Source organism: Mycobacterium sp. 1245805.9 (assembly GCF_001672915.1).
Taxonomy (GTDB): domain Bacteria; phylum Actinomycetota; class Actinomycetes; order Mycobacteriales; family Mycobacteriaceae; genus Mycobacterium.
Genome location: NZ_LZKR01000004.1, coordinates 1 through 14,121 on the forward strand (window position 1 = coordinate 1; position 14,121 = coordinate 14,121).

Genomic DNA, 14,121 nt, shown 5'->3' on the forward strand with positions numbered 1-14,121 from the left:
CCGGCCGGTCGCGTCGACCGCGTTGATCAAGAGGTTCTGTTTGTCGGCGAAATGCTTGAGCAGCGGCGGGAATTCGGTGAGGACCCGATCGATGACGTCCGAGCGGGGACCGACATAGGCCAGCAGCCGGTTGGTCGAGTCGATTGCTCGGGTGATGTCATCGGTCTGCTCGTTGAGCCGGGCGGTGAACGTGTCCAGCTTGCCGAGGAAGGCGCGGATCTGGTCGGCCCGCCCGTGCACGACGTTGTAGACCTCGTTCTGCAGGGTTTCGAGGTTCGGGATGCCGCCCCCGCGCAGGATCATGGCGAGACTGGCCAGCGTCTGCTCGGTGGTGGGGTAGGCCGACGCATTTTGCAGCGGGATGGTGTCGCCCGGCTTCAGCGGTTCCGGCGACGGGTTGGGCGGCGCGGCCAGCTCGATGTGCTGGGAGCCCAGCAGGCTGGTCTGCCCGATCTTGGCGGTCGCGTTCCGGGGCAACTTGACGCTCTTGTCCACCCGCAGCGTCAGCGTGGCCACCCAGTTCTTCAGGGCGATCGCGCGCACCGTGCCGACGAAGACGTCGGCGACGCGCACCCGGCTGTTGTCGTTCAGGGCCAGCGTGTCGGGCATCTGCACGTAGATGACGTAGGAGCCGGGCCCGCTGCCCGGGCCGCCCGGCATCGGCACGTTTGCGATTCCGTGCCACTTCGCGCACGACGTCAGCGCCGCGGTGGCGACCAGCAGGGCCACCGCCTGCCGCGCCCGGTACCGGACGCGTATGCCGAAGGCGCGCAACGTATTCACGATCCCAGTCCCGCCGATGCGGCCGCGTCGGCGGGCGCGGGTGTCGGGGCGACCGGTCCGGGGATCACGCCCGGCCCGGGTGGCGGCGGTGGGATCGGCACCTGCGGGGCGCGCACGCCGATGGGTGGCAGCACCGGGTACTCGTCGTAGGCGTTCGGCGGTCCCGGCGGCGTCTGCAGCCCCGACTGTGGGGGCGCGATGTCCGGGCCGCCCATCAGTTCGGCGAGCGAGTCGGGGGTCAACAGGCCGGCGGTGATCGGCCCCACCTGCTGCCCCTGCATCCCCGGGGCGACGACCCAGCCGGGCTGGGTGTTGCGGTGCGACAGCGGGGTATCGGGGACCCAGATCCCGGGCACGGTCGTGTCCTTGTACCCGTTCGGCGGCTGCAGCCGGGGCTCCGAGTAGGCGACCTCCTTGGGCAGCGTCTCGGCGGTGGAAAACAGGTTCAGCCCGAAGGGCAGGTAGTTGAACTTGATCGCGTCGAGGACCGGCGCCAGGTATTGCGCGCACAGTTCGGCGGAATCCTGGTAGCCCAGCCGGCTGCCGGCCTGAATCATGCTGCACACGAACTGCATCGGGTTCGCGAAGTTCGGGATCGCCGGGATGGACATGACCGCGCCGTGCGACGGGTGGTAGATCTGGCTGAGGTTCGTCTCCAGCGTCGGCAGGACGTGCAGGGCCGTCTCCAGACCGTTCAGCGGATCGGGCTGGACCAGCGTGTTGGTCAGGGTGGCGAGGTTGTTGACGTCGGTGGCCAGCACGCCGCGGTTCTTGTCCAGGAACGGCCGCAGCGTGCCGAGCAGGGAATCGAATTGCTGTATCGCAGTTGCCAGCTCACGATCGGACCCGGTCAGCTTGTCGGTGAACTGGGCCAGGTTCTGGTTCAGTGCGACGAACTGCTGGTCGTCTTTGTGCAGGGCGTTGACGAACTGCGCCAGGCTGTGCACCACGGCGAAGAAGTCGCCGCGGCCCTCGTTCAGGGCGGTCAACGCCCGCGACAGGCTGTTCAGCGTGGTGTTGATCTGCTTGCCCTTGCCGGCCAGCCCGTCCGCGAACGATTCGATGGCGTCACCGAACGGGCCCTTGGGCTGCTCGGGTGTCGGCCCCAATTTGTTGATGACGTTGGCGACGCTCTGGCTTAGTTGGTCCCACTCCGTCGGGACCTGCGTGCGCTCGATGGGGATCACCGCGTTGTCGCCCATCACCGGGCCGCCCTTGTAGGGCGGCTCCAACTGAATGTTGCGTGACGCCACCAGGGTTGGGTTCACGATCACGGCGGACGCGTTGGCGGGCACCTTGTACTTGTTGTCGTAGTGGAACGTCACCTTCATCTTGTCGCCGGCGGGCTCGATCTTGTCGACCGAACCCACGCGGACGCCCATGATCTGCACCTTGTCCCCGGCATAGAGCGCGTTCGCCTCGGGGAAGTACGCGACCACCGTATTGGTCGTCAACTTGTTGTAGAGCCGCAACCCGAGGAACCCGGCGAGCACGGCCAGCGCCACCACCAGCAACCCGACGACCCTGCGGGCCCTCAGGTGGCGAAATGCGTTGAAGGCACTCAATTCTGGCTACCTCCCGTGATACCGCTACCTCCCGTGCCGCCGGGGTTGATGAAGGGGGCCGGCAGCTGGTTCCCCGGTCCGGGCGGCGCGGGTGGCCCCGGCGGCAGGGCGGGCGCGAATGTCGACGGCGGCGGCAGTGGGCCGGCGGGTTGCAGGTTCTCGGTGCGCGCGCCCGGCGGTGCCTGGGTGGGCAGCGGCACGGGTGTGCCCGGCACGTCCGGCGGCGGATCACCCGGGCGCCCGGCGATCGCGATCCCCGGCGTCGGGGGCAGGCCGTCCGGGTTCGGCGGTGCGGCCTGCACGTCCATCGGTGCCGGGAAGCTGCCGCCGAACGGGCCGACGTTAACGCCCGTGCACGGCAACGGGTTCCACGGCCGCGGCAGCGCGTCGGCCGGTGGGGTGTACGAACACGCCGTTCCCGGCGGGACGGCCGGCCCCGGATGATCCGGCGTGCCCTCCAGCACCGGAGGTGCCGGCGGTGGCGCCCCGTTGGGGAACCGGGTCCCGTTCGGGTCGGGCCAGCGGAACTCGGGCAGCCCGGCGCTGCGCCAGAAGTCCTCGGGGTCGATGCCACGCTTCTTGAACGCGGCGTCGACGAACGGCTGCAGGATCCAGTACGGCAGCAGGTTCGACAGGACGATCTTGAAGTACGGACCCGATGCGACGGATTCCCCCAGCGATGCGGCGAATTGGCTGACGTAGGTGAGGGTTTGAGCCAGGTCGTCCCTGCGCGCCACCAGCACGTCGGTGATGGCATGCAGCTGCTCCAGCACGGGGTTGAGGCTCGGGTTGTCGTTGATGAACCCCTGCACCTGCGTCGAGAAGGCGGAGACGTTTTGCAGCAGGGTGTCGATTGCCCGGCCCCGCTCGTTGAACGCGACCAGCAGCGTCTTCGCGTTGACCAGCAACCGGTTGACCTGTTCGCTGCGGTCACCGAGCACGCCGGCCACCTGGTGGGCCTGCGCGAGCAGGTGCTTGATCTGTTCGTCGCGCTTGCCGATGGTGTCGGAGAATTTAGTCAGACCGTCGAGCGTGGCGCTCAGGTGTGGGTAGGTCTGGTCGATGGTCTGCGACAACACGTTCAGCGAGCGCTTGACGGTGTCGATGTCCCAGCCGGCGGCGGCCCTGGTGATGTCGAAGTTCGCGTCGTAGAGCTGATAGGGGGTGGTGCTTTGGCTCAGCGGCAGGACGCTGCCCGGCTGCAACGTCTGGGTTCCTCGCGGCTCGATCTCGAGAACTTTTTTGCCCAGGATGGTGTCGGTCTTGATCGCGAGCCGGCTCTCGGTGCCGATGGTGTTGGCGCCGATGTTGAACTTGATCAGGACATGGTCGCCGTCGATGTCGAACGACTCCACCTTGCCGACATTCACGCCGGTGATGCGCACCTTGTCGCCCTTGTTCAGTTGGCCGGTGTCGGTGAATTGACCGTAGAAGCTCGGGCTGGCGAAGATCATCGGCACGCTGGTGAAGCTTTGGCCGACGAGTACGCCGAGAATCAACACCGTGATGCCCATGAGACCCACACGGCTGCGGTTGAATTCGGTCAGCGTTCTCATTGCGGTGAGCACCTGCCCGTGGGCTGCTGCCAGATCCTGACCGTCCGGACCGGACCGCCGGCCTGCAGCCCGTTCCACTTGATCGTCAGGTCACAGAGGTAGAAGTTCACCCAGTCGCCGTATAGACCGATGCTGCGTCCGATCAGGTTGAGCGCGGTCGGCGTCTTGTGGATCAGGTCGCTGAGCTGATCGCGTTGGTCGACGAGCGGCCCCTGGAGCGCCTGCAGGTAGTCGATCTCCTTGTGCAGTAGGGCGCGGTTGTCGGCCAGCAGGTTGGCCACGGTCCCGGCGGCGTTGCTGATGTTCGCGGTGCCGGCCGCCAGCGGGTCCGCGTGGTTTTTCAGCCCGGTGATCAACCGCTCGAAGTTGTCGATCGTCTGGTCGAACTCCTTGCGATGCCGAACCGTGGTGTCCAGCACCACATTCAGGTTCTTGACCACCTCGCCGATCGCCTCGTCGCGTTCGGCGAGGTGAGAGGTCAGCTGCGCGGTCTGGTCGAGGATGTCGTTGATGGTGCCGCCCTGACCCTGGAACACGGTGATGATCGCCGAGGCGATGGTGTTGACCTTCTCCGGATCCAGCGCCCGGAACAGGGGTTTGAAACCACCGATCAGGGCGTCGAGATCCAAAGCCGGTGACGTTCGGGACAGCGGGATGAATCCACCCGGCGGCAACACGCGGTCGGCACCCGCCCCGTCGCCGCGTTTGAGTTCCAGGAAGCGGTTGGCGAACAGGTCGAGGTAGCGGATCTGCGCCGTCGTCGACTGGTAGAGCGGAATCGAGCGGTCGACGGCGAAGTCCACCTGCGCCTTTCGGCCACCGTCGACCAGCCGCACCTTCTTGACCTTGCCGACCTCCACGCCGGAGGCGCGGACGAACTGGCCGTCCTTGAGGCCGCTGGCATTGCTGAACTCCGCGGTATAGCTGTTGGTGCGGCTGAAGCGCAGCTGGGCGAACACGACCACGATCGAGACGGTGATCAGCGCCAGCACCAACGAGACGATGCCGAGCTTGATGGCGGAGCCGGTGAGTTTCATGAATTCATCGCTGTCATGGGTTGATCGTGTTGTCCCCGACTTGCCGGCCCCACACGTACTCGATGGCGTACGGCGAGCCGGTATCCAGATGGTTGTACGGCGCAAGACTGGCGCCGGTGTCCAGCACCAACTCGGGCGCGGGCCACAGGTCATGGGTGATCGCCTGCCAGCAACCCGGTGCGCCCCCCGGCCCGCCGCGGGCGTTCACCCGCGGCAGATTGTCCGGGAACACATAGGGATTCGGCGCCCCGCCCACCAGCCCGGCCAGCCCGAGGAGGCCCATGGTGGCCACCGTGCCGGCCAGTCCCGGGAGCGTCAGGATGCCGCCCAACCCCGACGTCAGTTCGGTCATGGTTCGCAGCGCGTAGCCGTTGCCGCCGCCCGTCGTCGCGAAGGCCGCGGGTTCCTCGTCGTAGTAATTGCGGATGGTGCAGAAGAATTCGGGGCTGTAGGTGTCGAGCAGCTGGGCGGTGGGCACCAGATCCGCGACGCCCCGCTGGAAGTAGGGCCCGCCACGGGCGAAGATGTCTTCACCCGTGTTGCCCAACCCGGCCGCGGCCAGCAACGCGGCGTCCAGGTCGGCCTCCTGCCGGTGCAGCGTGCGCGCCGTGACCACCGCATGGTTGAGGGAGTCCAGCAGGTCCGGTGCGGCGTTGGCATAGGTGTCGCCCAGCGATGCCAGCCGCTGAATGTCGTGGCGGATCTGCGGCATTTGCGGATTGATGTCGTCGAGGATGGCGTTGCCGTTGACGATCGATTGCCCGAACTTGTCGCCCAGCCCGGTCAATGCCTGTGCGGCCGCGGCCAGCGTGAGGTTCACCTTGACCGGGTCCACCTTGTCCGCGATCGAAGTGATCGTCCCGAACAGCGTGTTGAACTCCGTCGTCACCGACCGCGCCTCGATCACCTGATTCGTGGTAACGCGTTGCGGCGTCGGGTTTTTCGGTGAGGTCAACGACACATATTTGTTGCCGAACACCGTGGTCGCCTTGATATTGGCCTCCACGTTGGCCGGGATCAGGTCGATGTACTTGGGTTCGACGTCCAAGACGAACTTGGCCGCCGGCACGCCATCACGCTGGATCTGCGAAATGCTGGCCACCCGGCCGATTTCCACCCCGTTGTAGGTGACCTTCGAATTCGGATCCATCACCAACCCCGAGCGGGGGGCCACCATCGTCAGCGGCGTCTTCGGCGCGAGCCGGCCCCGGAACTGCAGCCACACGAACGACAACACCACCGCGGCGACCACCAAGAACACCACGGCCGCCGTCTTGTACGGCGGGATCCGCGGCGGGTGGTCCTTGATTTGCGGGGTCGGGGCGGTTCGGGTTGTCATCGACGGCTACACCGTGAGGTTGAAGTTCGGGCTCTTGCCGTAGACGGCCATCGCGGTCAGGACGACCACGACGACGATCGTGATCAACGACAGCCGCATCGACCGGCCGACGGCTTCACCGACGCCGACCGGCCCGCCGCTGGCGGTGTAGCCGTAGTAGCAATGCGTGGTCATCACGACCACCGCGACTAGGATCACCTCCGCGAACGACCAGCCGACGTCGTTGAGACGCAGGAATGTGTGGAAGTAGTGGTTGTACGTGCCGGCGGACTGCCCGTAGAAGAAAACGGTCGTGACCTGCTGGGACACGAAGGCCAGGGTGATCGCCAGCCCGTAGAGCGGGATGATGACGACGAGACCCGCCACCACCCGGGTGGACGCCAAGAAGGCGACCGACCGGATGCTCATCACCTCCAGCGCGTCGATCTCCTCGCTGATGCGCATGGCGCCCAGTTCCGCGGTGGCGCCGGCTCCGACCGTTGCGGCCAACGCTTGGCCGGCGGCCACCGGCGCCACGAACCGCACATTGACCAGTGCGGCCAAGAATCCGGTGAACGCCTCGACGCCGATGTTGCCCAGCGTCGCGTAGCCCTGGATGGCCACCAGCGAGCCCGCGGACAGGGTGATGAAGCCGACGATGGCGGCGGTGCCACCGACCACGGCCATCGCCCCGGTGCCCATCCCCATCTGGGCGACCATCCGCAACATCTCTTTGCGGTAGCGGCGCATGGCGAAAGGGATCTGGCCGACGGCGGTCAGGGCGAACCAGACCATCTGCCCGATCTCGACCAGGACCCGGGCTGGGGCGTCCCCGTATCGGCGGAGGCTGTCGCGCGTGAAACGGACCCGCAGTCTGGAAGGTGCTGCTGTGGTTGCGGTCGTTGCCATCAGCGCCCCGTTCCGAACCGGACACCGATGGTCGTCAGGGCCGCGTTCACCGCGAACAACGCGATGAAGCACAGCACCACCGTCTCGTTGACGGCGGTGCCCAGGCCCTTGGACCCGCCACGGACGATCAGGCCGCGATAACAGCCGACCAGGCCGGCGATCAGCCCGAACGTCGCGGCCTTGATGAACGCGATCGTCACCTCGGGCAGGCCGGTCAACGCCGTCAACGTGGAGAGGTAGGCGCCGCTCGAGACGTTCTGCAGGTAGACGCTGAAGAGGTAGCCGCCCCCCAGCCCGACGGCGACCACCAGGCCGTTGAGCAGCACCGCGACCATCGTCGAGGCGACGACGCGCGGCACCACCAGCCGGTGGATCGGGTCGATGCCCAACACCTCGAGGGCATCGATCTCCTCGCGGATGGTGCGCGCGCCGAGGTCGGCGCAGATGGCGGTCCCCCCGGCACCGGCGACCACCAGCACGGTCACTATCGGGCCGAGCTGGGTGACCGCGCCGATCGCGGCACCGGCACCGGAGACGTCGGCGGCGCCGATCTCGGCCAGCAGCAGGTTGAGCGTGAAGATGAGCAGCACGGTTTCCGGGATGGACACCGCGATCGTCGGCAGCAGCGATACCCGCATGAGGAACCAGCCGGTCCAGATGAACTCGCGCCACTCGAACGGCTCTTTCAGGGCCTTGCCGGTCAGCACGCACATCCGAAAGAACCCGCCGGCCACTTCCGTGCCCGGCCGGATCCGTTGGCCCACTTTGCCGGCGAACGAGTGCGTGGTGGTCATCGGCGCGGCCCCCGAGGCGAAGGCCTAACGGATCGCGACTCTGCTGCGGGCCGTTCCGGTGAGCTGCGCGGCCGCCCGGGGGAGGGGCGGGGGCATCGGGCGTGGCTCCGGTTCGCCGCGTCGCCCGTAGCGGCACCGTTCCCCCAAACGCAAAGCCGCGCAGCGCATTTCGAACTCAGTCGGATTGGGGACGCTTGCCGGCTGCCGTGCCTCACGAGGGGGCCGAAACCGTGGCCCTCCCAAGCGGCGTCCCGGGTCCCCGCCCTGCGACCCCACGCCGCCATCGTTTGCGCCACGCTGCAACTATTGCATTAGACCGTACGTGCGGTCAATAAATCGCAAAACTCCTCGGCTTTCGCCCAAAACATGGGGCGCGATCCGCGGATCGTCTCGATTTCCCGCGGCTTTTGCGCTTCATTCCGACTGCCCGGCGCGGGGCGGCGGGGCGTTATGTATTCACGCCGCCTGTCGGCGAATTCAGCTCCCGCGCAAAGCGTTCCGCAGACCGGACGTCAGCGTCGGTCGGCCGTGACCGCGGCGAGGCACTCACGCACCACCGAGACGACGTCGGCGGACGGGTTCGCCCACTTGCGCAGGCCCAGCCGGTCGAGCAGGAGCCCGCCGAGGAACACGTCGACGAAGGCGGCCCCGACTTCTTCGGGTGTCCGGGAATCGGCCGGATCGAACCACACCCACATCCACTCCAGCGATCCCCACAACTGCAGCGCCGCCAATTCGACGTCCACGTCTCGGAACACGCCGCTGTCTATCCCGTTGCGGATTTCGTCGATCGCGTGTGTTTGCAACTGATCGCGCAGCTTGCGCACGTGCTGCATCGCCGGGTCGTCGGAGAGCTGAACCACCTCGCGCTGGCTCGCAACCGTCGCGTGGCGGGCGCTCACTTGCAGCAGCGCGGAGGCGTAGATGATCGCGGCAATGCGTTCGTGCGGCCCGGCCAGACGGTCCCATACCATCCGCAGCACGTCGAGCTGCAGGGCGAGGTGGGTCTCTTCGAGCTCCCGCAACATCTGGGCCTTGGTACCGAAGTGATGAACGATCGTGCCCTTCGACATACCGAGTTCGTCGGCGATGTCGCCGATATTCGTTCTGTCATAGCCACGTTCGGCGACATAGCGGACGAACGCGTCCAGAATCTCGCTACGCCTGCCAGGCGACCTGGGCATCTTCAACCCTTCGGCATAACTAACCGTACGAACGGTCTATCATAGCGGCCGGCGACGCGAATACAGGTAACGGTTTGGTCAGCGGTGCCGGCGGCGTGTCGCACCGGACCCATCCGGTGCCGTCACGACATACATGTTCTCGCCGGGCGCGGAGTTGATCTCACCCGCGGCGTACACGGTCAGAAGTTCGGAGCCGTCACGATCGGCGACGCACACATAGGCGTCCGTCTCGGCGTCGTATTCGAAGCCTTCCCAAGCCAATACGAAGGCTAGGCAGTCGCCGTTGCGGTCCAGAACGACGAGCTTGTGCACACCGGATTCCTTCAATACTTCGGCATCATGGCCGCGTCCTTGAGGGCCGTGGTTGTCGGTGACCGCTAGGCTGTCCAACATCTGCGTACTCCCTTAGCGAGGGCGTTGCGAACCTGCACCAGACGTTTCTCCCCGATACCGCCTCCGACCAGGGCATTTCGGCCCCTGTCAAGGGGTCGTAAGTCGCTTGCCAAAAGCGGACGGTGGCGTTAATGCCGGGGCGTTCGCGTTCCTCGGGTCGCGGGTTCCGCACCGACCGCACGCCGACCGGCCTTCGTCGGGCGAAGCGCGACCAGCAGCACGCCGGCGGCGAAGAGCGCCGCGGTGACCCATGGTAAGCGGCCGTCCGGCGCGAACCCCGCGTAGGCGAAGAAATGCAGGCCAGCGGCGGCCAGCGCGGCGCCGACCAGCATGAACACTTCCCCCCAGCGTTCGGTGAGGGGCACACCGAGCATGGGCAGCGGGGCCGCGAAAAGGCGCCGCAACGACCACAGCAACACGAGCTCGACCGCCGTCACCACGCCGAGTACGACCACCCACTCGAGCCGGGCCAGCCACCACAGCCCCGTTCCCTCGGGCGGTTGGGGGAGCAGGCAGGCCGGATACGCGACGATCGCGACGATCACGACCGGGATCATGTGCCAGAGGTAAAGCGCCATCACGTTGTTGTTTCCAACGGCCAGCGCCCGCTTGACCCAACCGGCGTGCAGCACCCGGTTCAGCGCGGGCGCGAGCGCGATCGCCAATCCGCCCTGCGCGCATCCGAACGCCAGAAGCGCCGCGGTGGGTGGCGTCGTGTTGTCGATCGTCTGCCCGGGAACGCCGATCATGCTGACCGGATACATACCCAGCCCGATCAGCAGCGCCAGCGCGATCGCCGAACAGGCGGCCAGCACCGCCGCTCTCCGGCCGCCCAGTAGCCCTCCGCGCCAAGCGATCCCGAGCTGGTAGAACGTCCCCCAGCACAGCAGGTAGTTGACCCAGCCAAGGTTGTGCACGTGGGCACCGATCGACAGCGCGTCCACCGCCACCACCCCCACCGCCAACGCCGCCGGCGCCAGGAGGCCCCAACGCCGGTGTGCGGCAACCGCAATCGGGGTCAGCGAGACGACGATCAGGTAGACGGCCAGGAACCACAGATGCATGGCCACCGCCCACCCCGCGTATTCCAGCGTCGTAGCGGAAAGGTGGCCGAGGTCGAGCACCGCCACCAGCACCAACACCAGCGCCACGTAGACCGCCGTCGGACCCAGCACGCGGGCCAGCCGGTGCCGAAGCCAGATCTGGCGCGACACACCGTCGGTTTCGCGCCGATGCGTCCAGGACAACGCACCGGCGTAGCCGGCGACCAGAAAGAACACGGGGACGGCCTGGAAGGGCCAGGTCAGCCACTGGGTCCACGGTATGTCGACGAGCGGGTTCTGCCGACCGAAGGATCCGTCGTGATAGGTTACCGAGCCGGCCAGCCAATGGCCCAGCACGATCAGGATCACACCCGACACGCGATAGAAGTCGACCGCCAGATTGCGGGCCGGTCGCGCTGTGTCCTGCACGAGCGCAACGGTACCCGCCCGGTGGCCCTGAGGAGCCCGGCGCACAATGGGGCCCATGAAACGGGCTCATCTCGCACAACTCGAAGTCGGACGCCTCGGCCTGGGCGCGATGGGCATGTCCGTCGCGTACGCCGGCGCCGGCACCGACGACGCCGAATCCATCCGCACCATCCATCGCGCCATCGACCTCGGCGTCACGCTGATCGACACCGCCGAGGTCTACGGGCCCTACGTCAACGAGGAACTCGTCGCCCGCGCCCTGCAGGGCCGGCGCGATCGGGTGGTGCTGGCAACCAAGTTCGGCCTGATCTCGCACACCGGCCGTAACGGCCTCGATAGCAGCCCCGCCAACATCCGCACCGCGGTGGAGGGCTCCTTGAAGAGGCTGGCGACCGACCGCATCGACCTCTATTACCAGCACCGCCTCGATCGCGAGACCCCGATCGAAGACACGGTCGGAGCGCTGGCCGAGCTGGTGGCGGCCGGAAAGATCCGGCACATCGGCCTTTCCGAGGTGGGCGTGAACACCGTTCGCCGCGCCCACGCAGTGCATCCCATCACCGCCGTGCAGTCCGAGTACTCGTTGTGGACCCGCGACCCCGAAGAGGGTGTGCTAGATGTGCTGCGCGAACTGGGAATCGGGTTCGTCGCCTATTCGCCGCTGGGCCGCGGCTTCCTCACCGGCGCGATCCGCTCCACCGGGGAACTTCCCGACACCGACTTCCGCAAGACCCACCCACGCTTCTCCGATGAGAACTTCCAGCACAACCTCAGGAGCGCGGACGAAGTGCGCGACATCGCCGCCGACGTCGGCGCGACTCCCGCACAGGTCGCCTTGGCCTGGCTGCTGGCGAAAGGTCCCGACATCGTGCCCATTCCGGGAACCAAGCGCGTGACGCGCCTCGAAGAAAACGTTGCCGCCGACGCGGTCGATCTCACCCCCGACCACTTAGCGAGGCTCGACCGACTCACCCCGGCCGCCGGGGACCGAAGCGCCCAAGCGACACAACAATGGATCGACCGCTAGTGGCGGCCAACAAGAAGCTGGTGATCGGGGCCAGCGGTTTCTTGGGATCGCATGTCACGCGCCAGCTCGTCGCCTCGGGCGCCGACGTGCGAGTCATGTTGCGCCGCACCAGTTCCACCCAGGGGATCGACGACCTGTCCGTCGAGCGCTGTTACGGGGACGTCTTCGACGACGACGCCCTGCGTGCGGCGATGGCGGAGTGTGATGTCGTGTACTACTGCGTGGTCGACGCCCGGATGTGGCTGCGCGATCCGGCGCCGCTGTTTCGCACCAACGTCGACGGGCTGCGCCACGTGCTCGACGCCGCCCTGGGTGCTGACCTGAAGAAGTTCGTATACACCAGCACCACGGGTTCTTTGGCGATCAGCGACAGCCGGCCGGTCACCGAAGACGACCCGCACAACTGGGACGAGGGCGGCCCCTACATCGAGGCCCGGGTGGCGGGGGAGAACCTGCTGCTGTCGTACGCGCGGGAGCGGGGGCTGCCCGCCGTGGCGATGTGCATTTCCACCACCTACGGCCCCGGCGATTGGGCGCCGACGCCGCACGGCTCCCTGATCGCCCTCGTCGCCAAGGGACGATTCCCGTTCTATTTCGGCTACTCGTCGGAGGTCGTGGGCATCGAGGATGCCGCCAGGGCAATGCTTTTGGCGGCGGAACGGGGACGAAACGGCGAGCGCTACATCGTCTCCGACCGATACATGAGCGGCCGGGAGCTGCACCGGATCGCCGCCACCGCCGTGGGCAGGCGCCCGCCGCGCATCGGCATCCCGATGGCGGCGCTGCGCGCCGGTGCGCGCGTCAACGATCTGGCGGCGCGGCTGCTGCGTCGCGATCTTCCGTTCGCCTACGCGGGAATTCGCATGGCGGAGCTGATGTCGCCCCTCGACCACGGCAAGGCCGAACGCGAACTCGGATGGAAACCCGAACCCGTCGAAGACTCGATCCGCAAGGCCGCGGTCTTCTTCGCTTCCCGCGGGTAGCCCTTACTCCGTGGCGGCCAGCGCCGCCGGGCCGTACTTCTTCTCGATCAACGCCCACGGATCGGCGTAGCGGCCCCGGCCCTCTAAGCGGCGCTGCAGCTTGAGGACGGCGCGCAGCACCGGTCGCAGGATCGGGCCCAGTGCGCGCAGGACGATGCGCATGCGGCCCTGGGATTCGGCGACCCAGGCCGTGGTCTCGCGCCAGTCGTGCTCCTGGAAGTCAAGCAGCGCTTGGGCTTCCGTGGTGTCGAACCATCCGGTGAAACTCCAGCCGCGGTCGTCGCCGGGGTCGCCGGGCAGGCTCGCCGAGGGGCCGAGCCGCCCCAGGCCTGCGGCGGTCATCAGGTCGTCCTCGAGGTCGCGCTGCAGCATCACATACGATTCGTTGCCGCCGATGAGCAGCACCTTGCCGGAGATCGCGGCTCCGCGGTCGACGGCGTTGGCGAACGCCAGCGCCACGTCGCGCGCGTCCACCGTGTGGATGCGGTTGTCGCCGGGTATCGAGCGCATCAGGGCCAGGTGGTCGCCGCTGATGCCCGCCTGGGTGTCCGGCGAAATGACCCCACCCAAGCGGAACAGCGCATACGGCAGGCCGCTGGCCCGGATCGCCGCCTCGGCCAGCACCTTGTCCTCGCCGTACTGGTCGATCGGCTGCACCGGCGTCTCCGGGGTGATCCGCTCGGGGTAGCGGTGCGGATTGCGCGACCCGTAGACCGCCGCGCTGGAGGCCATCAGAAACAGCGGGGGATCGGGCAGCTGGGCGGCCGCCGTCAGCAGGGTCTCGGTGCCCCCGACGTTGACCCGCCTGGCCAGCGCGGGATTGCGATACGACGCCGGCGAGATGACGGCGGCGAGGTGGATGATCGCCATGGGCCGATGGGTCGCGACCAGGTCGCCCACCGCCTCGGGGTCCAGCAGGTCGATGTAGGCGGGAATCAGCCTCCCGCCGCCCTCGGACAGCTCGGCCGCGGCGGCGACGGTCTTGTCCGTCCGCAGGTCGGTGGCGACGACCGTCCGTCCCCGGTCCAGCAGGATTTGCGCGCATCTCCTGCCGACCTGGCCGAACGCGCCGGTGATCAAAATGGTGCCAGTGCTCATCG

At 67.4% G+C, this 14,121-nt stretch carries 13 protein-coding genes; 2 read left to right on the top strand and 11 right to left on the bottom strand.

Going from position 1 to position 14,121, the window contains the following annotated elements:
• The 10 genes from A9X00_RS00250 to A9X00_RS00295 form a co-directional block, all read right to left on the bottom strand.
• The coding region (locus A9X00_RS00250; RefSeq protein WP_369830697.1) for an MCE family protein at nt 1-783 on the bottom strand (783 nt) is incomplete at its 3' end.
• On the bottom strand, nt 780-2,348 hold the full coding sequence (locus tag A9X00_RS00255; protein ID WP_067147497.1) for a virulence factor Mce family protein: 1,569 nt from the start codon (nt 2,346-2,348) through the stop codon (nt 780-782). The genes A9X00_RS00250 and A9X00_RS00255, both read right to left, overlap by 4 nt.
• Nucleotides 2,345-3,904 carry a virulence factor Mce family protein gene (locus A9X00_RS00260; RefSeq protein WP_067147500.1) on the bottom strand — a complete coding sequence of 520 codons (1,560 nt, stop codon included), beginning with the start codon at nt 3,902-3,904 and terminating at the stop codon, nt 2,345-2,347. Before A9X00_RS00260 ends, A9X00_RS00255 begins: the two co-directional genes overlap by 4 nt.
• A complete protein-coding gene (locus A9X00_RS00265) occupies nt 3,901-4,941 on the bottom strand; it encodes a virulence factor Mce family protein (RefSeq protein WP_067147502.1) in 1,041 nt (346 codons plus the stop codon). The genes A9X00_RS00260 and A9X00_RS00265 overlap by 4 nt, the downstream gene beginning before the upstream one ends.
• A gap of 13 nt (nt 4,942-4,954) precedes the next feature.
• Nucleotides 4,955-6,280, bottom strand: coding sequence for an MCE family protein (locus A9X00_RS00270; RefSeq protein WP_067147505.1), 1,326 nt, complete (start codon nt 6,278-6,280; stop codon nt 4,955-4,957).
• 6 nt (nt 6,281-6,286) lie between these two features.
• A complete protein-coding gene (locus A9X00_RS00275) occupies nt 6,287-7,168 on the bottom strand; it encodes an ABC transporter permease (RefSeq protein ID WP_067147508.1) in 882 nt (293 codons plus the stop codon).
• Nucleotides 7,168-7,881, bottom strand: coding sequence for an MlaE family ABC transporter permease (locus tag A9X00_RS00280; protein WP_369830699.1), 714 nt, complete (start codon nt 7,879-7,881; stop codon nt 7,168-7,170). Before A9X00_RS00280 ends, A9X00_RS00275 begins: the two co-directional genes overlap by 1 nt.
• A gap of 593 nt (nt 7,882-8,474) precedes the next feature.
• Nucleotides 8,475-9,146: a TetR/AcrR family transcriptional regulator gene (locus tag A9X00_RS00285; protein WP_067147514.1), complete on the bottom strand. Its 672-nt coding sequence runs from the start codon at nt 9,144-9,146 to the stop codon at nt 8,475-8,477.
• 78 nt (nt 9,147-9,224) lie between these two features.
• Nucleotides 9,225-9,536, bottom strand: a complete 312-nt coding sequence (locus A9X00_RS00290) for a hypothetical protein (RefSeq protein WP_232006620.1) — start codon at nt 9,534-9,536, stop codon at nt 9,225-9,227.
• A 131-nt stretch (nt 9,537-9,667) separates the two neighbouring features.
• On the bottom strand, nt 9,668-11,011 hold the full coding sequence (locus A9X00_RS00295; RefSeq protein WP_067147523.1) for an acyltransferase: 1,344 nt from the start codon (nt 11,009-11,011) through the stop codon (nt 9,668-9,670).
• A 55-nt stretch (nt 11,012-11,066) separates the two neighbouring features.
• Between A9X00_RS00295 and A9X00_RS00300 the strand changes: the two genes are divergently transcribed.
• Nucleotides 11,067-12,038, top strand: coding sequence for an aldo/keto reductase (locus tag A9X00_RS00300; protein WP_067147526.1), 972 nt, complete (start codon nt 11,067-11,069; stop codon nt 12,036-12,038).
• The gene (locus tag A9X00_RS00305) at nt 12,023-13,021 is read left to right on the top strand and encodes an NAD-dependent epimerase/dehydratase family protein (RefSeq protein ID WP_066932263.1); all 999 of its coding nucleotides are present in this window, start codon (nt 12,023-12,025) and stop codon (nt 13,019-13,021) included. The genes A9X00_RS00300 and A9X00_RS00305 overlap by 16 nt, the downstream gene beginning before the upstream one ends.
• Nucleotides 13,022-13,024: 3 nt before the next feature.
• Here A9X00_RS00305 and A9X00_RS00310 read toward each other — a convergent pair whose 3' ends face one another.
• Entirely contained in the window at nt 13,025-14,119 is a 1,095-nt protein-coding gene (locus A9X00_RS00310) for an NAD(P)-dependent oxidoreductase (protein WP_067147529.1), read from the bottom strand.
• Nucleotides 14,120-14,121 lie beyond the last annotated feature (2 nt).

What these genes read in the sequence shown, in the direction of transcription:
- A9X00_RS00260 (WP_067147500.1), bottom strand. Translation starts at nt 3,904, where the DNA reads ATGAGAACGCTGACCGAATTCAACCGCAGCCGTGTGGGTCTCATGGGC.
- A9X00_RS00265 (WP_067147502.1), bottom strand. Translation starts at nt 4,941, where the DNA reads ATGAAACTCACCGGCTCCGCCATCAAGCTCGGCATCGTCTCGTTGGTG.
- A9X00_RS00270 (WP_067147505.1), bottom strand. Translation starts at nt 6,280, where the DNA reads ATGACAACCCGAACCGCCCCGACCCCGCAAATCAAGGACCACCCGCCG.
- A9X00_RS00275 (WP_067147508.1), bottom strand. Translation starts at nt 7,168, where the DNA reads ATGGCAACGACCGCAACCACAGCAGCACCTTCCAGACTGCGGGTCCGT.
- A9X00_RS00280 (WP_369830699.1), bottom strand. Translation starts at nt 7,881, where the DNA reads ATGTGCGTGCTGACCGGCAAGGCCCTGAAAGAGCCGTTCGAGTGGCGC.
- A9X00_RS00285 (WP_067147514.1), bottom strand. Translation starts at nt 9,146, where the DNA reads ATGCCCAGGTCGCCTGGCAGGCGTAGCGAGATTCTGGACGCGTTCGTC.
- A9X00_RS00300 (WP_067147526.1), top strand. Translation starts at nt 11,067, where the DNA reads ATGAAACGGGCTCATCTCGCACAACTCGAAGTCGGACGCCTCGGCCTG.
- A9X00_RS00305 (WP_066932263.1), top strand. Translation starts at nt 12,023, where the DNA reads ATGGATCGACCGCTAGTGGCGGCCAACAAGAAGCTGGTGATCGGGGCC.
- A9X00_RS00310 (WP_067147529.1), bottom strand. Translation starts at nt 14,119, where the DNA reads ATGAGCACTGGCACCATTTTGATCACCGGCGCGTTCGGCCAGGTCGGC.